Raw genomic sequence first — 20,050 nt, 5'->3', positions numbered from 1 at the left:
AGTATCGAGACTCATAGACATATCGGACGCGCTGCACCGGCCAACAGCCCCAGTCGCCGTCTATTTGGAATCAGGTTATGGCGGTTGTTGAAAAGACCATAGTTCCGGGCGTTGCTCCGATAGAAACCGCTGCGCCGGACGGAAGCGCCGAGGATCGCACCTCGCCGGCGCAATTTACGCGGCTGCGCTGGCAGAACCGCCTTTCCAGCAAATTGCTTCTGCTTATCGTTCTCGCCGTTCTGGTAGCGGAAGTTCTGATTTTCGTGCCGTCCATCGCCAATATGCGCCTGCGCTGGCTGACATCGCGCCTCGATACGGTGGGCGCAGTCAGCGAAGTGCTGGCGGCAAGCGCCAATATGGACGTGCCGCGCGCCATTCAGGACAAGGTGCTGCTCGTTACCGGCACCAAGGCGATTGCACTGCGCGAAGCTGGCGCGTCACGCCTTCTCGCCATGTCGGAAGTGCCTGGCAAGATCGATCAGGTGATCGACCTCGACAATGTCAGCGAAGCGGCGTCCATCTGGGACGCCTTCAGCACGCTTTTTCACGGTGGCGACCGGACATTGCGCATCTACGGTTCCGTTTCGCCCACCACGTCGCCGGGGCGCGTGATTGAAATCGTCACCTCCGATGCGCCCATGCGCCGCGCCATGTTGCTCTATGCCCGTAACGTGGCCGTCATTTCGCTGATTATTTCGGTGATCGCCGCCAGCCTGATCTATCTCATCATCCATGAAATGCTGCTGCGCCCGGTGCGCATCATGCATCGCAACATGATCGATTTCGCAACGACGCCCGACAATCCAGCGCTCATTCTCGTGCCGGAAAACCGCAAGGACGAGTTCGGCATTGCCCAACGACAGATTGCCCACATCCAGAGCGATCTGCAACGCACGCTGAAGGAACAGAAGCATCTGGCCGATCTCGGCCTCGCCGTATCGAAGATCAATCACGACATGCGCAATATTCTGGCTTCCGCGCAATTGATGTCGGACCATCTGTCTGACGCCAAGGACCCGATGGTGAAGCGCTTCGCGCCGAAGCTGATCCGCACACTCAGCCGCGCCATCAGCTATTCGGAAAGCGTCATCGCCTATGGGCGCTCGCAGGAAGCGCCGCCGACGCCGCGCCGTGTCAACCTGCACGCCATCGTCACGGATGTGCAGGAAAGCCTCAATCTGGAAAGCGAAAGCGGCATCGAGTTCGACAATCGCATTCCTGACGACTTCGAACTGAATGTCGATTCGGAACAGCTGTTCCGCGTGCTGAGCAATCTTTGCCGCAATTCCGTGCAGGCCATGGAGCGCGACGCTACCGGCGGTGCCGCCGCGGTGAAGCGCCTGACGCTCTCATCTGGACGAATCGGCACCACGGCGATCATCGGCGTTGAGGATACGGGGCCCGGCCTGCCGCAAAAGGCGCGCGACAATCTCTTCACGGCGTTCAAGGGTTCGACCCGCAGCGACGGCACCGGACTGGGCCTTGCCATCGCGCAGGAGCTTATTCGCGCCCATGGCGGCAGTATCGAGCTTCGCGAAGACCGCCCGATCGGCGCGCATTTCGAGATTCGTCTGCCTGATTTGCCTGCACAGCGCGAAAGAGAACAAGCGCGGCGCGAAGAAACCGTGTGACTGGGGAAAAACCCCAGGGAAAACAACGGTGAAAAAGCCCGGAAATCCGGGCTTTGACAAGAAATCTTCACAGAACGGCATTTTTTTCTCACAAGACGCTTGCATTTAGCAATGGGTCCGATTATCAACCGCCCATCGCCGCAGCGAGCGGCGCCAAGGCAAGCACCCGTAGCTCAGCTGGATAGAGCACCAGACTACGAATCTGGGGGTCAGAGGTTCGAATCCTTTCGGGTGCGCCATTTCTTTTCAAGCATTTAGCGAAGATTTCACGACAGACTGATCGACAGGTCTGACTTCGCTTTTTTGCTTATTCCATTGCAAAACGGATTGCCGGCGTCGTCTCTGCAAAACGCAGCGACGGTGAGGCGGCCCCCGCCCTATTCCACCGAATCCATAACGCATTGATATGTGACGCCCTGCGACGTGATGGCGATTTTGGACAAGGTCTCGAATGCAATTTCATAGCCCTCGCCCGCAAATTTGCTGCCGGAGCTGGAGGGCACCTTCTCAAGAAGACGGTCGCGGCTGAAAGCGCTCAACCGGATATGGTTGGGGTCGTCGGTCGAGGTGAAGACATCGATGACATTGTCGTGGTCGCATACATAGGAGATGCGGTCCTGATCGGCTTCAGCATGGGCCAGAGACGGCATCAGGATCAAAACAGCACCGAACAGCCAACGCATGGACAAACCCCTCCTGAGACCCGCAACGCGCTTCTGTCGGAATGAAGCAGACAGGCGTTGACGGCTTCCTTTAGGTGCATCCGAATGAAACGCCGTCCCAATCGGCTGCACGACACTCCCACATAACGAATTGTCGGCAATCCGCGCAAGAGATCATGCAATCAACCGCTGTGAAAAGCGGCAACACGCAAACATTGTCGCTTAAAATGCAGCATTCTTTCTTGGAGAAGAAGTGGTGCCCGGAGGCGGATTCGAACCACCGACACGCGGATTTTCAATCCGCTGCTCTACCAACTGAGCTATCCGGGCATCCTGTCGCAAGCACTTGGTCTTGCTTGTGGCGGTGTTGGTGTCCGCCGGAAGTGGGTGGGTTATAGCATTAAATTTCGCGCTGTCCAGCACCGTATCGCATTTTTTATGCGCTTTTCTCACAGTTTCTCTAATGTTTTGATTTCACATCAGAAAAAGCGCCAAAAACCCTAATTCTCGCCCTCATCCTCGTCGCCCAGAGGCTTGCCGGGGATGACATAGCTTCCCGAAAGCCAACGATTGAGATCGATGCTTTTGCAGCGCGGCGAACAGAACGGATAGCTGTCACGCGCCGAAGGCTTGCCGCATTCCGGGCAAGGTCGTGTCGGGCGCAGCGGCGTCACGCGTGCGCCTGCTGCTGCGGATATGTCCTTCTTGCCGTTCATGGCTGAACCTTAAACTTTTCCGGTGCTCCAGTTGGCATAGACCGGATAATCACCGTCAGCCAGCAGGCTTACGGTTTCCTGAAGCGGCAGGCCGACCACATTGCTGTAGGAGCCGACCAGCTTGACGACAAAACTGCCTGCAAGGCCCTGTATGGCGTAGCCGCCAGCCTTGCCGCGCCATTCCCCGGAAGAGAGATAGGCGTCGATCTGCTGGCGCGACAGGCGCTCAAAGCGCAGGCGTGTTTCCACCAGGGTCTGGCGCAGATTGCCGTTCGGCAAAAAGAGGCAGACGCCCGTAAAGACCTTATGGGTACGGCCCGACAGAAGACGCAGACATTCACGCGCCTCATCGGCGGTTTCCGCCTTGGGCAGAATACGCCGCCCGACCGCGACGACCGTATCGGCCGCGAGCAGGAAGGGCTTGACGAAATTGGCGTCGCTTTTCAGTTGCGCCAACGCCGCTTCAGCCTTTTCACGCGACAGACGACGCGCCAGCGAGCGGGGATGCTCGCCACGCTGCGGCGTCTCGTCTATGTCCGCAGGCTGGATATGATCCGGCTCGATACCGGCCTGCCCAAGCAGTTCGATCCTGCGAGGAGACCCGGAAGCCAGAACCAGCTTATGTTGCGCAACTGTCGTCAAGAACACCCCCGAAACGGCTGCCCGTGCGTGATAAGCTTACTTGAAGCGGTAGGTGATGCGACCCTTGGTCAGATCGTAAGGGGTCATTTCGACCAGAACCTTGTCACCAGCCAGAACGCGGATACGGTTCTTACGCATACGGCCAGCCGTATGAGCGATGATTTCATGTTCGTTTTCGAGCTTCACGCGGAACATTGCATTCGGCAGCAGTTCCGTAACAACACCCGGAAATTCGAGGACTTCTTCTTTCGCCATGCGATACCTGTTTCTTTCTTCGATAAAAGCGTCCGAAAATGGACTCTGATCCTAAATTTGGCCGGAACCTATATGATTAGGCGGCATTTGTGAACAACGGAATTCCGTGAACTTATTTCGGGCTGAAACGCTGCAAAATCTGCGTCTTCAACCGATCCCGCACATCGCGATAAGCATTCATGATCTGCTCGCGGCTGCCGGTGACCAGCGTGGGGTCTGGTGTCGGCCAATATTCCACATCCACGGAGAAACCGCGCATGCGCTCCAGCACCGTATGGTGGGCAAGCGGTGTCAGCGTCACAATGAGATCGAAATAGCCGTCGGCCAGTTCTTCAATGCCCCGCGGCTGGCGGTCGTCGAGCGAAAGACCCTCTTCCGAAAGCACCGCATCCACGAATGGATCGCGTTCGCCCCGTTTCACACCTGCAGAAGCCACATATATATTGGGCGGCAGCAGCTTTCTTGCAAGAAGTTCGGCCATCGGCGAGCGGATCGCGTTCTTGCCGCAGACGAAAAGCAGGGATGACGGCAGTTTCTGTTTCGGGCCGCCATCGCCCTCTCCATCATCCTGCGCGCTTTCAACATCAACGGCGACCATGCAGGCTCAACCTCGCCAATGCAGCACGCAGACAAGCGTGAACAGTCGCCGCGCCGTGTCAAAATCGACTTCGATCTTGCCCTTCAGCCGCGCCTGCAAGGTTTGCGACCCTTCATTATGCAGTCCGCGCCTGCCCATATCGATGGCTTCGATCTTGCTTGGCGTGGCCGAGCGGATCGCCTGATAATAGCTTTCGCAAATCATGAAATAATCGCGCACCACGCGGCGCAGCGGGGTCAGCGACAATATATGCGTCGCCACATCGTCCCCGCTTTCGCGGCTTATGGCAAAGATCAGCCGCGTTTCCATCAGCGACAGCTTCAGCCTGTAGGGACCGCCGGTCTCGTCGCCAATCGGGTGAAAGGAATTCTCCTCGATCAGATCGAAAATCGCGACCGCGCGTTCATGCTCGACGTCAGGCGTCGACCGCCCGATGGATTCATCGAGCTCGACATCAACAAGACGGGCATTGGGAACGCCAGCGGTCATGATGCCTCATAGATTGAGCCGGATGGCGACTGACTTGGCGTGCGCGTCAAGACCTTCGGCGCGCGCGATTTCGATGGCAGCAGGGCCGAGAACCCGCAACTGGTCCGGGCCAAGCTTCAAAAGCGAGGTGCGCTTCATATAATCAAGCACATTCAGGCCCGACGAGAAGCGGGCCGAGCGCGCCGTCGGCAGCACGTGATTGCAGCCGCCCACATAATCGCCGATCACTTCCGGCGTGTGCGCGCCGATAAAAATGGAACCGGCATTGCGGATTTTCGGCAGCAGCGCTTCCGGGTCGGCGACGGCGATTTCCAGATGTTCGGCAGCGATACGGTTGGCGAGCGGAACCGCCGCCTCGAAATCCTCCACGAGAATGACCGCGCCGAAATCGCGCCAGCTTGCCGTGGCAGTTTCAGCACGCGGCAGCGTCAACAACTGACGCTCAACCGCCGCTTCCACATCCTTGGCCAGCGCTTCGTCATTGGTCATGAGGATGGATTGTGCGGCAGTGTCATGCTCTGCCTGCGCAAGCAGATCGGCAGCGATCCAGTCCGGATTGTTGTCCTTGTCGGCAATCACCAGAACTTCCGACGGACCAGCGATCATGTCGATGCCGACCGTACCGAAAACAATACGCTTGGCAGCCGCGACATAGGCATTACCGGGGCCGACGATCTTGGCGACCGGCTTGATGGTTTGCGTGCCATAGGCAAGCGCGGCAACGGCCTGTGCCCCGCCGACGCGGTAGATTTCCGAGACGCCTGCGAGACGCGCTGCAACCAGCACCAGCGGATTGAGAATACCGTCGGGTGCGGGAACAACCATGACGATGCGCTCGACGCCCGCCACCTTGGCGGGCACGGCATTCATCAGAACCGAGCTTGGGTAACTGGCCGTGCCGCCCGGCACATAGAGGCCAACCGCCTCGATTGCCGTCCAGCGCGAACCAAGCTCGACGCCAAGCGCATCCGTGTAACGGTCATCCTTGGGCAACTGTCGCGCATGGTGGCTTTCAATGCGCTCATGCGCCAGTTTCAGCGCTTCGACGGTGGATGCGGGCGCAACTTCAAAAGCCGCGTCGATTTCAGCTTCCGTGATGGCAATGCCGGTCTTTTCCAGATCGATACGGTCGAAGCGGCGCGAATAGTCGATCAGCGCCGCATCACCTTCGCGACGCACGCGCTCGACGATTTCGCGGGCTGCGCGGTCCACGTCTTCCGAAACTTCGCGCTTGCCGGACAGAAAGGCTGCGAATTGCTGTTCGAAGTTCGGATCGGTTTGTCTGAGCGTCGTGACCACGCTTTTATTCCTCTAAATAGTCCAGATAAGAGCAATCGCCCGCATGGCAGCAGACGCGATGCATCGAAGTTACATTGTCATACGCCGTGACGCGGGAGCGATTCCGTTTCCCAGGCCGCGCCCAGATCCGTCAGCTGCGCTTCGATGCATTCCACCGAAAGACGGATAGCGGCATTTGCCGAGAATGTCAGTTCTATTGTGCCTGCAGGCGCTTCGCCGGGGACAAAACCGATCGTCAGCAGCGACAGGACATCATCCTGCTTCTGGCGGTCGATGCCAGTAGCCTTGGCGGCAGTGACGCGGTTGAAATGCAGAGCGGCGCGGCGGCGCTGATATTGCGGCTTGCGCAGGAATTTCGGCCGCGCCTCTTCCCAGACGAAACGGTTCGCCGTCAATAAAAAGCGCTGCTCTTTGGCGATAAATTGCAGATCGGAGACTTTGAGAACCGCGTCCTGAAGATGGGCGGACAGGACCTGTAAATCCTCTTCATCCAACGCCACAAGCTTCAACATATCCATGGTCCGCACCGAATTCCTGTCATGTTCAAAACAACCGCCCGACATCGCATCCAGATTGGCGACATGGTTGGTTCACGAAGCAACTTTGCTCAATGGTTTGAGACAACTTTGCCCAATAACTTTGCATGTCGGCAGAAAAAAATCGACAGGCTTTTCAAGCCTGTGATCAATCAGCGTGCCAGAATGAAAAAGCCGGAGCTTGATTTAAGCTCCGGCCCTTGCCGATTATCCGCTGATGCGTTCGACATTCGCGCCGCAACGCGAAAGCTTTTCTTCCAAACGCTCGAACCCGCGATCCAGATGATAGACGCGGTTGACGACGGTTTCGCCTTCAGCGGCAAGGCCCGCAATAACCAGCGATACCGATGCGCGCAGATCGGTCGCCATGACCTGAGCGCCCTTGAGGCGTTCCACGCCTTCAACGGTCGCCGTCTGGCCAGACAGCGAAATCTTCGCGCCAAGACGCGCCAGTTCCTGCACATGCATGAAACGGTTTTCAAAGATCGTTTCGGTGATGTGCGACGTGCCCTTGGCCTTGGTCATCAGGCCCATGAACTGCGCCTGAAGGTCGGTCGGGAAACCCGGGAACGGATCGGTCGTGACATCGACCGGATGGATGCCATGGCCGTTGCGCACAACGCGCAGGCCGCTATTGGTCTCGGTGATTTCCGCACCGGCCTGACGCAGCGTATCGAGCGCCGAGGAAAGCAGGCTTTCTTGTGCGCCTTCGAGCAGCACGTCACCGCCGGTCATGGCGACAGCCATGGCATAGGTGCCGGTTTCGATACGGTCAGGAATGACGCGCACACGCGCGCCGGAAAGGCTGGTTACGCCCTGCACATGGATCGTGCCGGTGCCTGCACCCGTGATCTTCGCGCCCATTGCATTGAGGCAGTCGGCAAGATTGACGACTTCAGGCTCACGCGCCGGGTTTTCGATGATCGTTTCGCCCTTGGCGAGAACTGCGGCCATCAGCATGACATGCGTTGCGCCGACCGAAACTTTCGGGAAGCGATAGCGCCCACCGACAAGACCGCCCTTCGGCGCACGCGCCTTGGCATAGCCGTTTTCGATGTCGATTTCGGCACCCAGCGCCTGCAGGCAATCGAGCAGCAGATCGACGGGACGCGTACCAATAGCGCAACCGCCCGGCAGGGACACGGTTGCTTCGCCCATACGCGCCAGAAGCGGGCCTATGACCCAGAAGCTTGCACGCATTTTCGAGACCAGCTCATAAGGCGCGGTGGTATCGACGATGTTGCGGGCTGTGAAATGGATGGTGCGGGAATAAGCGCCGTTCTGGTGTTCGCGGCGGCCATTGACCGAATAATCAACGCCATGATTGCTCAGAATGCGGATCAGCTGCTCGACATCGGCCAGATGCGGCACGTTTTCGAGCGTCAGCGTATCGTCGGTCAGGAGCGAAGCGATCATCAAGGGCAGCGCGGCATTTTTTGCGCCCGAGATCGGAATGATTCCATTCAGCTTATTACCGCCGACGATTTTGATGCGATCCATGCTGTTTCCCCTTCTGGGCCGGGGCTTCTCCCCCGGTAATCGATTTGAAGCCGTTGGAACGCGTTTCGATCGGGATAATCGGATCGACACTCCAACTGTTTGTTTTCAAGCACATCTTATCCGAAAACCGGTTCACCCTTTTCGGGATGTGCTGTTGCTGCTACCTGAACGGCGCGACGGCGATACATGACAAATGACGAGTCTTGCGGCGGAATTACGTTCGAAGGCGAATCGCTTTCGAACGACAATGGCAACCGAGAACAGAAAAGCGCTTTTACCTTAGCCGACGTTTCTCTTCAAGAAAGGCTTTCCAAGCTAAAGCGAACTCTTATTTGGTCGGATGATGCCCTATTCCTTTTCTTGCCCCGCTTCTTTCCCGGCGCTGGCAATGCCGTCGGTGCGCTCATCCGCTTCGCCGGAGCGTCGCGAGCGTGACTGTTCCTTGCGGCGCATCAGATTCGCGCGCAGCTGATCGGCCAGCCGCTTTTTTTGGCGGTCCAGCTGGTTTTGTCGTTCCTGATTGATCGGTTTTTCGCTCATGAGCCGTGTTTACTACGAGAAAAAGCGCCGGAAAAGCGGCTTGAAGCGCAGCTATACGCAGATTTCCACATTATGTGAAAAGAAATGCATTTGGTCGCTTGCGATTTGCGCAATGATGTGTCAGAAGTCCGCCGCACTCAAGAGAATGCTGCGGTAGCTCAGTGGTAGAGCACTCCATTGGTAATGGAGAGGTCGAGAGTTCAATCCTCTCTCGCAGCACCATTCATCTCTTTGATTTGGCAAATTTTCCCTGAAAATTGATCACGAATGTCACGGCTTTGTGCGATAGCATTTTAGCGCATTCTTACCCGTTGTTTTTTCATCGGATGGTCGAAGATCGCCGGTGAAACATTGGCGTCCAGCCTTTGAAGAAATGGGAAACTCAGGAGAGGATATTTTATGCTGTGGACCTTGTTCGGCATTCTTTCGGGTGCCTGCATCGCCATTCAGGCGCCGATCAATGCAGCTCTTGCGCGCGGACTTGGCTCCCCACCGACTGCCGCTGCGATTTCATTTCTGGCAGGTGCAGTCATTCTCGCCATCGTCTCGACCATAACCGCAAAGGCGACCGGCAACCTTCCCACATTCAATGTACCCGCAGGCTGGCTGTTCGTCGCGGGCGGCGCGCTGGGCTGTATCTATGTCACCGCATCGATCCTGCTGACACCGCGCATCGGCGCAGCAGCCGTGATGGGCCTTGCCGTGGCCGGGCAGTTGATGGCCGGTCTACTTGCTGACCGCATCGGCTTCATGGGCGTCGCCGTGCGAGAGATCACCGCCGGACGTGTCGCAGGCGCCGTGCTCCTGCTTACCGGTGCCCTGATGATCCGCTTTCTGTAAAAGAAAACGCCGCGCTTCAAAGCGCGGCGTTTTCGTATTCGTTAAGGCATTGAAACTGGCTCAACCCTTGAAAGTATAGTCCGCAATCGACTGCGGCTTCATCTCGATGGAGAAGCCCGGCAGCGACGGCGGCATATAGGCCGCGTTCTTGATCACGCACGGGTCGATGAAATGCTCGTGCAGATGATCGACATATTCGATCACACGGCCTTCCTTGGTGCCCGAAACGGCCACATAGTCGATCATCGACAGATGCTGCACATATTCGCACAGGCCAACGCCGCCCGCATGCGGCCAGACCGGCTTGCCAAACTTGGCGGCCATCAGCAGCACGGCCAGAACTTCATTCAGACCGCCCATGCGGCACGAATCGATCTGGACGATGTCGATGGCGCCTTCCGCGATGAACTGCTTGAACATGATGCGGTTCTGGCACATTTCACCGGTCGCGACTTTCACGTCGCCAATGGCTTCGCGAATCTTGCGATGGCCTGCCACATCGTCCGGGCTGGTCGGTTCTTCAATGAAGAACGGCTTCGAGAAGGCCAGCTTGTTGACCCATTCGATCGCCTGATCGACTTCCCAGACCTGATTGGCGTCGATCATCAGATAGCGGTCCGGACCGATCACTTCGCGCGCGATGGTCAGGCGACGGATATCGTCTTCGAGATCACGGCCGACCTTCATCTTGACGTGGTGGAAACCCTCGTCGATGGCTTCCTGGCAAAGACGGCGCAGCTTGTCGTCGTCATAGCCGAGCCAGCCGGCAGAGGTCGTGTAGCAGGCATAGCCTTCGGCCTCGAGCGTGGCGATACGCTCGGCCTTGCCGGCTTCCGCCTTGCGCAGGATCGCGACGGCTTCGTCACGCGTCAGCGCATCGGTGAGATAGCGATAATCGACGATGTCAGCGATTTCTTCCGGTGACATGTCGGCGACCAGCCGCCATACCGGCTTGCCTGCCTGCTTTGCAGCCAGGTCCCAGAAGGCGTTGACGACAGCGCCGGTGGCAAGATGCATGGCGCCCTTGTCCGGGCCGATCCAGCGCAGCTGGCTGTCGCCGGTCAGGTAACGCCAGAACTTGCCGGGGGCTGCGAGGAAATCATCCATCGAAGCACCCACGACCAGATGACGCATGGCGAGAATCGCCTGACAGCAAATGTCGTTGCCGCGTCCGATGGTGAAGGTAAGGCCGTGGCCCTTCAGCGAGGCATCATCCGTATCGAGGATGACATAGGCCGCCGAATAATCCGGGTCCGGGTTCATGGCATCCGAACCGTCCAGACTTTGCGAAGTCGGGAAACGCAGATCGAAGACGCGCAGGTCAGTGATTTTCGTCATGATATATCCGTGATCAGGGCATGATCCCAAAACATGGGAACGGTTTTGGGACCATGCGTAAACAAAGCCTAGATGTCAGCGCGCACGTTCTGCTTCTGCGAGCCGAGGCCTTCGATGCCGAGTTCGACGACATCACCAGCCTTGAGGTAACGCGGCGGCTTCATGCCCATGCCGACGCCGGGAGGCGTGCCGGTGGAGATGATGTCGCCCGGCTGCAGGGACATGAACTGCGAGAGATAGGAAACGAGGTAGCGAACGCCGTAAACCATGGTCTTGGTCGAGCCGTCCTGCATGGTTTCACCGTTAAGAGTGAGCCACATTTTCAGGTTCTGCGGGTCAGCGACTTCGTCCTTCGTCACCAGCCATGGGCCGGTCGGACCGAATGTGTCGCAGGACTTGCCCTTGGTCCACTGACCGGCGCGTTCGATCTGGAAAGCGCGTTCGGAAACGTCATGCAGCGTGCAGTAGCCAGCGACATAATCCAGCGCATCGTCTTCCGAAACGTATTTCGCGGTCTTGCCGATGACGATGCCGAGCTCGACTTCCCAATCGGTCTTTTCCGAGCCGCGCGGGATGAGAACGTCATCATTCGGGCCGACGATGGCCGAGGTGGCCTTCATGAAGATGACCGGCTCAGGCGGCACAGCCATGCCGGATTCGGCTGCGTGGTCGGCATAGTTGAGGCCGATGCAGATGAACTTGCCGGTGCCTGCAACGCAGGGGCCGAGGCGCGGATTGCCTTCAACCTTCGGCAGCGAATTGACGTCGACCGCGCCAAGCTTGGCCAGCGCGTCGGGGGCAAGAGCCGCACCGGAAAGGTCGCTTACATGGGCGGAAAGATCGCGGATCGCACCATCGGCATCGAGAATGCCGGGCTTTTCCTGACCGGCTTCACCGTAACGAAGAAATTTCATGAGTTTACTCCTTTGGGGGTAGCTGGGGCGAACTTAGATAGTCCAGCCGCCATCAATGTTATAAGCTTGTCCGGTCGTGTAGGTCGCACCAGCGAGATAAACGGCGAGATCAGCGATTTCTTCCGGCTGGCCGATGCGGCCAATCGGCTGGCGGGCGATGAACGCCGCGCGCTGCTCTTCGTAATCGCCCTGCGAACGCAGACGGTCCTGCAAGGACGGGCTTTCGACCGTGCCGGGGCAGATCGCGTTGCAGCGGATGCCCTTGGCAACATAATCGGCAGCGACTGCCTTGGTGAGACCGATAACGGCGGCCTTGGTGACGCCATAGGCGAAACGGTTCGGCACGCCCTTCACGCTCGATGCGACGGAAGCCATGTTGACGATGGCGCCGTCCTTGCGCTCCAGCATGCCCGGCAGCACGGCGCGGATGGTGCGGATCATTGCCTTGACGTTGAGATTGACGGCGAAGTCGAGGTCTTCGTCCTTCATTTCGAGGATGGAACCGCCATGAACGACGCCTGCGCAGTTGAACAGGATGTCCACCTGACCGATTTCGGCTACAAGTGCGTTCACTTCCGCCTCGTCAAGCACATTGAGCTTGCGGGTGATGATACCGTTGACGCCTTCGATTTCCTTGAGGGCATCGGTGTTGATGTCGGTCGCATAGACTTTGGCACCCGCTTCTGCGAAGGCCAGCGCGCTGGCGCGGCCAATGCCTTGTGCTGCGGCTGTCACCAGCGCGGTTTTTCCATCAAAGCGTATCGTCATTTTCAAGCCTTCCGTTCGACAAGCAGGATGTGGTCACAAGCGAGCACCACTTCGTCCCGCTGATTAAGCACTTCGCAACGTTCCGTCACGCGTCCCATAGTGGCGCGTTTTGGATCGTCTTCCTTCGCACTGATCGTAACCCGCGTGCGGATCGTATCTCCGATATGCACCGGACGAATAAACCGCAAGCGATCATAACCATAGGAGAAAGCAACCGGGTTGATCAACGTCGCCGTGAGGCCGACGCCAATGGCAAAAATCATGGTGCCATGCGCGATGCGCTGGCCGCCGGGCAAGGTCTTGGCGAATTCCGCATCCATGTGATGCGGGAAGAAATCGCCCGTATGCCCGGCATGGACCACGAAATCCGTCTCTGTAATCGTGCGGCCCGTGGTGAGGCGCACATGGTTCATTTCATAATCTTCGTAATATATTTTCTGCTCGGCCATGGTCAGACCTCCGGTTTTGCAGCAAGCGGCGTGGCGGGCGCGGCGCTCGATTGATAGGCGGCCTCGACAAGCGCCATGGTGTGCCAGGCATCTTCGACCGAGCCGAGGAGTTCGGCATCCTCGCCGCAAGCGAAACGCTGCAACTGCGCCATGCGATTGAGGAAAGCGTCCGGGAACCAGGCCCCTTCAAGCGGCACGGAAACCCAGTCTTCGGCACCCTTCGACTTGATCCAAAGCTCGTCCGGTTCGCCGCGCGGATAGTCGAGATTGACGCCCAGTTTCACATAGGCCGCACCCTCGGTCCCGCAGATGCGGAATTCGCAGGCCTGAAACTTGCGCCCGAAATCATGATCGTGGTTGACCGACAGCGCGCAGCGAACGCGGTCGCCATAATCCAGAATTGCAGCCGTGCGCGTCTGGGCTACGTCGTGGTTCGGATGGCCAATGGTCTTGGCGTGAACGCCGAGAGGATCGCCCAGCAGACCGCGGACGAAATCCAGATAATGGATCGAGTGCATGGCGATTTCGATGCGTGGCAGACCTTTCAGGAAAGGCCACAGACCCCATGGCGTGGCAAGCGCCAGCCAGGCGTCAAAATCCACCACTTCGCCCAGCAAGCCCTTATCGACGGCGTCATAAAGCGCGAGCATCATCGGCGCGAAACGCAGCTGAAAATTCACCGCCGCCTTCAGATTACGCGCGCGGCAGACTTTGAGAATTTCCGTCGCGGCGGCGAGGTCGCTGCCCATCGGCTTCTGGATCAGAACAGCCGCACCTTTCGGCAATTGCGACAGGATTTTCGCATGGGCTGATGGCGGCGTCGCCAGATCGAAGATCGCGCCTTCGACGGCAATCGCTTCCTCGGCGCTGGCAAAAGTCTTGACGCCCCACTGGTCGGCAAGCTCCCGCGCCTTGTCCAGATCGGGATCGAAAATACCGGCAACCGGAAAGCCGCCCTTCTTGTAGGCGGGCAGGTGCGCGTCGCCGACAATGCTGCCCGCGCCAAAGATCACGATGGGTTTTGGCTTGGTGGGCTTTGCCCACCACTGGCGCAACTGCGTCGGATCGAAAGCCTCAGTCATGATGGAACACCTCTTCCATCATGGCCCACCACTCGCCCTCTTTGCGGGTTTCGAGCGGCTTCTGGCAGGGCATACAGAAGGACCACCATTCCTGATTTTTCGGATTATCGGCCATCTTCTTCATGTCGGCCTCAAAGTCGGTGCCGACATATTCCCATGTGCCGAACAGGAGATTTTCCGGCTCTTTCAGAAAGATCGTATAGTTGGTGATGTTGCACTCGGTAATGAGAGCCAGAATTTCCGGCCACACGGCGGCGTGCAGCTTCTTGTATTCTGCGATCTTTTCCGCATTGAGTCCGATCACCATGCCCATTCTTTGTGCCATTACGACCTCACGATCTCGCGGGTAAACTCGGAAATCGAACGGCTACGCACTGCATCCCAATCCCATTCGATGCCGATACCCGGCTCGGACGGGGCAATGGCGCGACCGTCGCGAATTTCCATGCCCTTGGTGGTGAGGTCGTCGAGCTGCGGAATATATTCGACATAGCGACCGTTCTGCACCGCGCAAACGAGGCTGACATGCAGTTCCATCAGGAAGTGCGGACAGACTGGAATGTCGAATGTTTCCGCCGCATGGGCGACTTTCAGCCAGGGCGTGATGCCGCCAATGCGCGCCACATCCACCTGCACGATGGAGCAAGCACCCTTCTGCATATATTCGCGGAAATGGCGGATCGAATAGATGGACTCGCCCACCGCAATCGGCGTCGGGGTGGAGCGCGTCAGGCGGATATGACCGTCGAGATCGTCCGCCGGAAGCGGTTCTTCGATCCATGCCAGATCAAGCTCCTTCAGGCGCTCGGCACGACGAATGGCTTCATCAACCGTAAAACCCTGATTGCAATCGGTCATGATCTCGAAGCCGTCGCCCAGCGCCGCACGCACGGCGGACAGGCGCGCATAATCTTCAGAACCGTGCGGCTTGCCGATCTTGACCTTGGAGCCGGTGAAGCCCTTGGCCTTGGCCTGCAACGCGTCCTCGACCAGCGCTTCCTTCTCGATATGCAGCCAGCCGCCTTCGGTCGTGTAGAGCGGGCAGCTTTCCTTGGCCCCGCCCGCAAGCTTCCACAGCGGCAGACCCTGCTTCTTGGCGCGCAGATCCCAGAGTGCGGTATCGACCGCAGCCAGCGCCAGCGCGGTGATCGCGCCGATGGTCGTGGCATGGGTTGCGAATTCCAGCTTGCGCCAGATGGCTTCGATGCAATCAGCATCCTCGCCGATGATGAGCGGCACGAGATGGTCGCTCAACAGGCGCATGACCGACGAACCGCCGGTGCCGATCGTATAGCTGTAGCCGGTGCCGACCGCGCCGTCGCTGTCGGTGATGGTGACAATCGGCGTTTCCTGGCTGACGAAGCTCTGGATCGCGTCGGTGCGCTTGACCTTCGGCGGAAGGTCAACCATGCGCAGTTCAACTTTTTCAATACGTGCCATGGTCAGATAGCCAAAGTCTTGCCGCTTACGGCATCGAAAAGATGCGCCTGCGACAGATCGAGTTGCATGGTAATGGTTTCGCCCGGTTGCAGGTGACGCGGGTTCAGCATGCGCGCCACCCACTCCTTGCCCGCGAATTCCACGAAGACAAGCGTTTCGTTGCCGAGCGGCTCGGTGATCGAAACGCGCATGTCCTTTTCAAACACGGCGTCACTGGTGGAAATGCCATGACCTTTCGGGAAGACATCATCCGGGCGCAGACCGAACGTCACCTTGGAACCATCCTTGGCCTTGCCCTGGAACTGTGCAGGCAGCGGCAGGCGGTCGCCATTGGCGAAGACCAGATCGCCGCCCGTCACCGTCGCCTCGCCCATATTCATCGGCGGGGAGCCGATGAAACCGGCAACGAACTGCGTCGCCGGGCGCTTGAAGACTTCATCCGGGGTTCCGGCCTGTTCAATATGACCATCGCGCATGATGACGATGCGGTCGGCCAGCGTCATGGCTTCGACCTGATCATGCGTCACGTAAACGACCGTGGACTGCACCTTGGCGTGCAGCTTCTTGATTTCGGTGCGCATCTGGGTGCGCAGCTTGGCGTCAAGGTTAGACAATGGTTCGTCGAACAGGAACACTTCGGGATTACGCACGATGGCGCGGCCCATGGCGACGCGCTGGCGCTGGCCGCCCGAAAGCTGCGCTGGGCGACGCTCCATCAGTGCTTCGAGGCCGAGAATGGCCGAGGCTTCATTGACGCGACGGTCGATTTCCGCCTGCGGCTGCTTGGCGATCTTCAGCGAGAAGCCCATGTTCTCGCGCACCGACATATGCGGATAAAGCGCATAGGACTGGAACACCATCGAGATGTTGCGGTCACGCGGCGGCAGATCGTTGACTTGCCTGCCGCCGATTTCCAGCGTACCGCCGGAAATGGATTCCAGACCCGCGATCATGCGCAGCGTTGTGGACTTGCCGCAGCCGGACGGACCGACAAGTGCTACAAATTCCTTGTCCGCGATTTCGAGATTGATGCCATGCACCACGCCGACATTGCCGTAACGCTTGACGAGATTTTTGATGGAAAGCTGAGCCATTGTTCTATCAACCTTTAACCGCGCCGAACGTCAGACCAGCAACAAGGTGCTTCTGGACGATGAATGTGAGGGTCAGCGCCGGAATAATCATCACGACCGCCAGCGCGCACATGCCGCGCCAGTCGATGGTGAATTCAGCGGTGTAATCGAGAAGACCGACAGGAAGGGTCTTGGAATTGACGGAACGGGTGAGCTGGGAAGCCAGCGCATATTCGTTCCACGAGGTGAGGAAGGCAAAGATGCCAGCCGTCGCGATGCCGGGACCGGCCAGCGGAAACTCCACCTGCCAGAAAGCCTGCCAGCGCGTGCAGCCGTCGATCTGGGCGGCTTCCGCAAGATCCTTCGGCACCTGACGGAAGAAGCCGTCGATCAGCCAGATCGTGAATGGCACATTCAGCGCCACATAGGTCAGGATGAGGCCAAAATGCGTGTCGATGATGCCGACGCGGGAAAACACCATGAAGAGCGGTAGCGAGAGCGCAATGCCCGGCACCGAGCGCGTCAGCATGAAGCCGAGGAAGGTTGCCGACTTGCCCCAGAAGCGGAAGCGCGCGAAGGCATAGCCGCCAGATACGCCGATGATCAGCGCAATCACGGTCGAGGTGATCGAGATAATCAGCGAATTGCGGAAATAATCCCAGACCGGAATGCCGCCCGCACCTGCGCCCGAGAACATGGCGCGATAGGCTTCCAACGTGATTTCCTGCGGAATCCAGACCGGTGGCTTTGCCATGATCTCGACCGGCGGACGCAGCGACGAAAGCACGATCCACAGGCCGGGCAGGCAAATGACGGTCATCGCCAGAAACAGACCGACCAGATAGGCGATTTTCTTGAAACGGCGCAGCAGACGATGCTGGCTGTTGGAAAGTGTTGTTGTTGCCATGATTACCACTCCGCTCCAATCTGCGTGCGTGCGGACGCAAGTTTGCGGAAGAACAGGACGGTGAAGAGGATCGAGAGCAGGATTGCGACATAGGCCATGGCATTGGCCATGCCCATCTGCGCATCCGCATAGGCCGTGCGGCCCACCAGCGTCCAGATCAGTTCGGTGCGGCGCGCCGGGCCGCCATCGGTCATGATCTTCACAATGTCATAGGCGCGGGCCACATCCAGCGAACGGATGGTCATCGCGATATAGGCAAACGGCATCAGATAAGGCCAGATGACGTAGCGGAAGGTCTGCCACGGCGTGCAGCCATCGACGCGCGCAGCCTCGACCGGGTCCTGCGGCATGGACAGAAGACCGCCGAGAATAAGGATCGCGAAGACCGAGGTGGACATCCACACTTCCGCCAGCAGGATGGCGATCAGCGCCAGATTGCCGTCGATCAGCCATGGAATGGCGGTATTGGTCAGGCCCAGCGACTGCAGCGCATTGTTGACCAGACCGATATTGTCATTGAACATGAACTTGAACTGGAAGCCGACAAGCACCGGCGAGAACATCATCGGGAACATCATCAGCGTGCGCAACACGCGCTGGCCGTGCGTCGCCTTGTTGACGAGCATGGCAAGGCCGAGGCCGAGCAGCATTTCCAGATTGAGCGCAATGGTGAGGAAGACCACCGTGCGAATGAAGGCCGCCCAGAACACCCAGTCGGTCAGGATGCGCTGATAGTTGCGGAAACCGATGAAGTTGAACAGGCTCTCGGGGCGCGTCAGCCGGAACGGCGTGAAGCTCGAATAAAGCGACAGCGCGAGAGGAAACAGAACCACCGCTGCGAGAATGATGAAGGCCGGAAGCAGAAGCAGGACCGGCGGGGAAAGTCTCTTGAACATTGCGCTTCCAAATAGTGGACTGGCAAACAGTGGAACGGGCGAACAGCGGAACTGCCTCAGCGCCGCCACTGGCAAAAAAGGCCCGCCCCAAAAAGGCTTCAGGGCGGGCCCATGATTTTGTTCAGGCAGGATCAGAGCTCGCCTGCATCCTCAAGAATCTGCGTTGCCTTCTTGGCAGCGTCATCGAGGGCCTGCTGGGAGGTCTTGTCGCCAAGGATCGCAGCCTGAAGCTCAGGATAGACCGCGTTGGAGATTTCGATCCAGGATGGGGTCTGCGGAACCGGGAAAGCGGTCTTTGCCGTTTCCTGGAACACCGACAGCACTTCCTTTTTGTACGGGTCGGAAGCGGCCTGCTCGATCACGTAATCCCAGACAGCGGTGCGGGTCGGCAGCGTACCGGCAGCCGATTCCTGCTTCTGCGAATCTTCGTTGGTCAGGAACCAGACGAGCGAGGCGGCGGCTTCCTTGGTTTCGCAAGCTTCCGTTACCGAGAAGCCGTGATGACCCGACCAGCCGGTGCGCTTGCCGGAAGAACCGGTTGGCGCCGGAGCGATGCCGACATTGCCAGCGACCTTCGACGACTTCGGATCGTTGAAATAGGTCGCCCAGCCCGGCCAATCCAGGTTGACCGCGATGGTGCCGGAAGCAAAACCAGCGCCCAGCTCATCCCACAGATAGTTGGTGGTGCCAGCCGGAACAGCCTTGGCCTTGTAGAGATTGACGAACCAGTCGAGGGCGCGAACACCGGCTTCCGAATTGAAAGCAGGCTTGCCGTCCTTGAGATATTCGCCGCCTTCGGCGACCAGCATTTCATAGAAGCGGCCATTGATGGCTTCTTCCTTGCCCGCAAACTGCGTGCCGTAGAAATTCGGCGGATCGGCGAAGAATACTGCCTGATCCGACACTTCCTTCCAGGTTTTGGCCGGTGCGAGGTCGTAGCCGTATTTCTCCTTGAACGCCTTCTTCTTGGCTTCGTCGTTGAAGAGGCTCTTCTGATAATAGAGTGCCGAAACGTCGAACTGCGCACGCGGCAGCATGATCAGCTTGCCGTCAAGCGTGGACGCCTTGATGACCGATGGCACGAAACCGTCGATTTCTTCCTTCGGAAGCAGCGAGTTCAGATCGACATAGAGGCTGGTATATTGCGGCGCGAAAGACGAGTGGTTGGAACCGACGCACCAGTTGATCGAACCCGAAGCGATGTCGGACTTGATTTCCTTGTCCAGCTCGAAATGGTTCTTCTTGGACAGGATGTTGACCTTGGCGCCAGTCGCCTTTTCCCATTCGCCGATACGCGAATAGAGCGCCTCATATTGCTGACCGCCGATCAGCTTGGCGTTGATCGTCACGCCTTCGAACTTGCCGGGCAGATCGGCTGCAACTGCCGGGGCCATCCCCACGGCGAGCCACGCCACACCTGCCAAAATGTGCGCCTTGAAACTTTGCATCACTTCTCCTCCTAAAACGGGCACTCC

The 20,050-nt window shown here is 58.4% G+C and carries 23 protein-coding genes and 3 tRNA genes; 4 read left to right on the top strand and 22 right to left on the bottom strand.

The features are described from left to right. Positions 1 to 77: 77 nt before the first annotated feature. Together D8666_RS08335 and D8666_RS08330 are read left to right on the top strand one after the other, a co-directional pair. Positions 78 to 1,631: a sensor histidine kinase gene (locus tag D8666_RS08335; protein ID WP_109368312.1), complete on the top strand. Its 1,554-nt coding sequence runs from the start codon at positions 78 to 80 to the stop codon at positions 1,629 to 1,631. Between the two features lie 162 nt (positions 1,632 to 1,793). Beyond that, positions 1,794 to 1,870: transfer RNA gene (locus tag D8666_RS08330), tRNA-Arg, on the top strand. 138 nt (positions 1,871 to 2,008) lie between these two features. Here D8666_RS08330 and D8666_RS08325 read toward each other — a convergent pair. From D8666_RS08325 to D8666_RS08270, 11 genes are all read right to left on the bottom strand, one after another. Next, on the bottom strand, positions 2,009 to 2,314 hold the full coding sequence (locus D8666_RS08325) for a hypothetical protein (protein WP_109368260.1): 306 nt from the start codon (positions 2,312 to 2,314) through the stop codon (positions 2,009 to 2,011). Between the two features lie 233 nt (positions 2,315 to 2,547). Next, positions 2,548 to 2,623: transfer RNA gene (locus D8666_RS08320), tRNA-Phe, on the bottom strand. Between the two features lie 170 nt (positions 2,624 to 2,793). Continuing rightward, positions 2,794 to 3,009 (bottom strand): DNA gyrase inhibitor YacG, encoded by a 216-nt coding sequence (gene yacG, locus D8666_RS08315; RefSeq protein ID WP_109368259.1) that lies wholly within the window; start codon positions 3,007 to 3,009, stop codon positions 2,794 to 2,796. A gap of 9 nt (positions 3,010 to 3,018) precedes the next feature. Further along, a complete protein-coding gene (locus tag D8666_RS08310; protein ID WP_109370155.1) occupies positions 3,019 to 3,651 on the bottom strand; it encodes a Maf-like protein in 633 nt (210 codons plus the stop codon). A gap of 36 nt (positions 3,652 to 3,687) precedes the next feature. After that, positions 3,688 to 3,906 carry a translation initiation factor IF-1 gene (gene infA / locus D8666_RS08305; protein WP_002965531.1) on the bottom strand — a complete coding sequence of 73 codons (219 nt, stop codon included), beginning with the start codon at positions 3,904 to 3,906 and terminating at the stop codon, positions 3,688 to 3,690. Between the two features lie 112 nt (positions 3,907 to 4,018). Beyond that, the gene (locus D8666_RS08300) at positions 4,019 to 4,504 is read right to left on the bottom strand and encodes an arsenate-mycothiol transferase ArsC (RefSeq protein WP_235858902.1); all 486 of its coding nucleotides are present in this window, start codon (positions 4,502 to 4,504) and stop codon (positions 4,019 to 4,021) included. A gap of 6 nt (positions 4,505 to 4,510) precedes the next feature. Beyond that, a complete protein-coding gene (locus D8666_RS08295) occupies positions 4,511 to 4,993 on the bottom strand; it encodes a UPF0262 family protein (protein WP_109368258.1) in 483 nt (160 codons plus the stop codon). A 6-nt stretch (positions 4,994 to 4,999) separates the two neighbouring features. Continuing rightward, positions 5,000 to 6,292, bottom strand: coding sequence for a histidinol dehydrogenase (hisD, locus tag D8666_RS08290; protein ID WP_121537210.1), 1,293 nt, complete (start codon positions 6,290 to 6,292; stop codon positions 5,000 to 5,002). A 77-nt stretch (positions 6,293 to 6,369) separates the two neighbouring features. Further along, a complete protein-coding gene (locus D8666_RS08285) occupies positions 6,370 to 6,810 on the bottom strand; it encodes a DUF2948 family protein (RefSeq protein WP_109368256.1) in 441 nt (146 codons plus the stop codon). A 225-nt stretch (positions 6,811 to 7,035) separates the two neighbouring features. Further along, on the bottom strand, positions 7,036 to 8,328 hold the full coding sequence (murA, locus tag D8666_RS08280) for a UDP-N-acetylglucosamine 1-carboxyvinyltransferase (RefSeq protein ID WP_078337866.1): 1,293 nt from the start codon (positions 8,326 to 8,328) through the stop codon (positions 7,036 to 7,038). 348 nt (positions 8,329 to 8,676) lie between these two features. Continuing rightward, complete coding sequence (locus D8666_RS08270) at positions 8,677 to 8,868, bottom strand: hypothetical protein (protein ID WP_109368253.1); 192 nt, start codon at positions 8,866 to 8,868, stop codon at positions 8,677 to 8,679. Positions 8,869 to 9,015: 147 nt separating this feature from the next. Between D8666_RS08270 and D8666_RS08265 the strand changes: the two genes are divergently transcribed. Together D8666_RS08265 and D8666_RS08260 are read left to right on the top strand one after the other, a co-directional pair. After that, positions 9,016 to 9,090, top strand: a tRNA-Thr gene (locus D8666_RS08265). Between the two features lie 177 nt (positions 9,091 to 9,267). After that, a complete protein-coding gene (locus tag D8666_RS08260) occupies positions 9,268 to 9,708 on the top strand; it encodes a DMT family transporter (RefSeq protein ID WP_109368252.1) in 441 nt (146 codons plus the stop codon). A 60-nt stretch (positions 9,709 to 9,768) separates the two neighbouring features. Here the strand turns inward: D8666_RS08260 and D8666_RS08255 are convergent, their stop codons facing one another. The 11 genes from D8666_RS08255 to D8666_RS08205 form a co-directional block, all read right to left on the bottom strand. After that, complete coding sequence (locus tag D8666_RS08255; RefSeq protein WP_121537206.1) at positions 9,769 to 11,046, bottom strand: L-fuconate dehydratase; 1,278 nt, start codon at positions 11,044 to 11,046, stop codon at positions 9,769 to 9,771. A 68-nt stretch (positions 11,047 to 11,114) separates the two neighbouring features. After that, positions 11,115 to 11,960, bottom strand: coding sequence for a fumarylacetoacetate hydrolase family protein (locus D8666_RS08250; protein ID WP_121537204.1), 846 nt, complete (start codon positions 11,958 to 11,960; stop codon positions 11,115 to 11,117). Between the two features lie 33 nt (positions 11,961 to 11,993). Further along, on the bottom strand, positions 11,994 to 12,728 hold the full coding sequence (locus D8666_RS08245; protein WP_121537202.1) for an SDR family oxidoreductase: 735 nt from the start codon (positions 12,726 to 12,728) through the stop codon (positions 11,994 to 11,996). 2 nt (positions 12,729 to 12,730) lie between these two features. Next, the gene (locus D8666_RS08240) at positions 12,731 to 13,177 is read right to left on the bottom strand and encodes a MaoC/PaaZ C-terminal domain-containing protein (protein ID WP_078337859.1); all 447 of its coding nucleotides are present in this window, start codon (positions 13,175 to 13,177) and stop codon (positions 12,731 to 12,733) included. A gap of 2 nt (positions 13,178 to 13,179) precedes the next feature. After that, positions 13,180 to 14,259 carry a Gfo/Idh/MocA family protein gene (locus tag D8666_RS08235; RefSeq protein ID WP_109368248.1) on the bottom strand — a complete coding sequence of 360 codons (1,080 nt, stop codon included), beginning with the start codon at positions 14,257 to 14,259 and terminating at the stop codon, positions 13,180 to 13,182. Then, the gene (locus D8666_RS08230) at positions 14,252 to 14,584 is read right to left on the bottom strand and encodes an L-rhamnose mutarotase (protein WP_109368247.1); all 333 of its coding nucleotides are present in this window, start codon (positions 14,582 to 14,584) and stop codon (positions 14,252 to 14,254) included. The genes D8666_RS08235 and D8666_RS08230 overlap by 8 nt, the downstream gene beginning before the upstream one ends. After that, positions 14,584 to 15,699 (bottom strand): mandelate racemase/muconate lactonizing enzyme family protein, encoded by a 1,116-nt coding sequence (locus D8666_RS08225; RefSeq protein ID WP_109368246.1) that lies wholly within the window; start codon positions 15,697 to 15,699, stop codon positions 14,584 to 14,586. The genes D8666_RS08230 and D8666_RS08225 overlap by 1 nt, the downstream gene beginning before the upstream one ends. Before the next feature lie 2 nt (positions 15,700 to 15,701). Further along, the gene (locus D8666_RS08220; RefSeq protein ID WP_109368245.1) at positions 15,702 to 16,793 is read right to left on the bottom strand and encodes an ABC transporter ATP-binding protein; all 1,092 of its coding nucleotides are present in this window, start codon (positions 16,791 to 16,793) and stop codon (positions 15,702 to 15,704) included. A 7-nt stretch (positions 16,794 to 16,800) separates the two neighbouring features. Then, entirely contained in the window at positions 16,801 to 17,679 is an 879-nt protein-coding gene (locus D8666_RS08215; RefSeq protein WP_109368244.1) for a carbohydrate ABC transporter permease, read from the bottom strand. Positions 17,680 to 17,681: 2 nt separating this feature from the next. After that, entirely contained in the window at positions 17,682 to 18,575 is an 894-nt protein-coding gene (locus tag D8666_RS08210; protein WP_109368243.1) for a carbohydrate ABC transporter permease, read from the bottom strand. Between the two features lie 131 nt (positions 18,576 to 18,706). After that, positions 18,707 to 20,023 (bottom strand): ABC transporter substrate-binding protein, encoded by a 1,317-nt coding sequence (locus D8666_RS08205; protein ID WP_109368242.1) that lies wholly within the window; start codon positions 20,021 to 20,023, stop codon positions 18,707 to 18,709. Between the last annotated feature and the right edge of the window lie 27 nt (positions 20,024 to 20,050).

Origin of the sequence: Ochrobactrum soli, from assembly GCF_003664555.1 — a bacterium.
Lineage (GTDB): Bacteria > Pseudomonadota > Alphaproteobacteria > Rhizobiales > Rhizobiaceae > Brucella > Brucella teleogrylli.
Note: the sequence above shows the minus strand (reverse complement) of the source record. Positions and strands in the feature narration are given on the sequence as shown.

Bases quoted from the DNA above. Each gene is read 5' to 3' on its own strand.
- D8666_RS08335 (WP_109368312.1), top strand. From the start codon at position 78: ATGGCGGTTGTTGAAAAGACCATAGTTCCGGGCGTTGCTCCGATAGAA.
- D8666_RS08325 (WP_109368260.1), bottom strand. From the start codon at position 2,314: ATGCGTTGGCTGTTCGGTGCTGTTTTGATCCTGATGCCGTCTCTGGCC.
- yacG (WP_109368259.1), bottom strand. From the start codon at position 3,009: ATGAACGGCAAGAAGGACATATCCGCAGCAGCAGGCGCACGCGTGACG.
- infA (WP_002965531.1), bottom strand. From the start codon at position 3,906: ATGGCGAAAGAAGAAGTCCTCGAATTTCCGGGTGTTGTTACGGAACTG.
- D8666_RS08300 (WP_235858902.1), bottom strand. From the start codon at position 4,504: ATGGTCGCCGTTGATGTTGAAAGCGCGCAGGATGATGGAGAGGGCGAT.
- D8666_RS08295 (WP_109368258.1), bottom strand. From the start codon at position 4,993: ATGACCGCTGGCGTTCCCAATGCCCGTCTTGTTGATGTCGAGCTCGAT.
- D8666_RS08285 (WP_109368256.1), bottom strand. From the start codon at position 6,810: ATGGATATGTTGAAGCTTGTGGCGTTGGATGAAGAGGATTTACAGGTC.
- murA (WP_078337866.1), bottom strand. From the start codon at position 8,328: ATGGATCGCATCAAAATCGTCGGCGGTAATAAGCTGAATGGAATCATT.
- D8666_RS08270 (WP_109368253.1), bottom strand. From the start codon at position 8,868: ATGAGCGAAAAACCGATCAATCAGGAACGACAAAACCAGCTGGACCGC.
- D8666_RS08260 (WP_109368252.1), top strand. From the start codon at position 9,268: ATGCTGTGGACCTTGTTCGGCATTCTTTCGGGTGCCTGCATCGCCATT.
- D8666_RS08255 (WP_121537206.1), bottom strand. From the start codon at position 11,046: ATGACGAAAATCACTGACCTGCGCGTCTTCGATCTGCGTTTCCCGACT.
- D8666_RS08250 (WP_121537204.1), bottom strand. From the start codon at position 11,960: ATGAAATTTCTTCGTTACGGTGAAGCCGGTCAGGAAAAGCCCGGCATT.
- D8666_RS08245 (WP_121537202.1), bottom strand. From the start codon at position 12,728: ATGACGATACGCTTTGATGGAAAAACCGCGCTGGTGACAGCCGCAGCA.
- D8666_RS08240 (WP_078337859.1), bottom strand. From the start codon at position 13,177: ATGGCCGAGCAGAAAATATATTACGAAGATTATGAAATGAACCATGTG.
- D8666_RS08235 (WP_109368248.1), bottom strand. From the start codon at position 14,259: ATGACTGAGGCTTTCGATCCGACGCAGTTGCGCCAGTGGTGGGCAAAG.
- D8666_RS08230 (WP_109368247.1), bottom strand. From the start codon at position 14,584: ATGGCACAAAGAATGGGCATGGTGATCGGACTCAATGCGGAAAAGATC.
- D8666_RS08225 (WP_109368246.1), bottom strand. From the start codon at position 15,699: ATGGCACGTATTGAAAAAGTTGAACTGCGCATGGTTGACCTTCCGCCG.
- D8666_RS08220 (WP_109368245.1), bottom strand. From the start codon at position 16,793: ATGGCTCAGCTTTCCATCAAAAATCTCGTCAAGCGTTACGGCAATGTC.
- D8666_RS08215 (WP_109368244.1), bottom strand. From the start codon at position 17,679: ATGGCAACAACAACACTTTCCAACAGCCAGCATCGTCTGCTGCGCCGT.
- D8666_RS08210 (WP_109368243.1), bottom strand. From the start codon at position 18,575: ATGTTCAAGAGACTTTCCCCGCCGGTCCTGCTTCTGCTTCCGGCCTTC.
- D8666_RS08205 (WP_109368242.1), bottom strand. From the start codon at position 20,023: ATGCAAAGTTTCAAGGCGCACATTTTGGCAGGTGTGGCGTGGCTCGCC.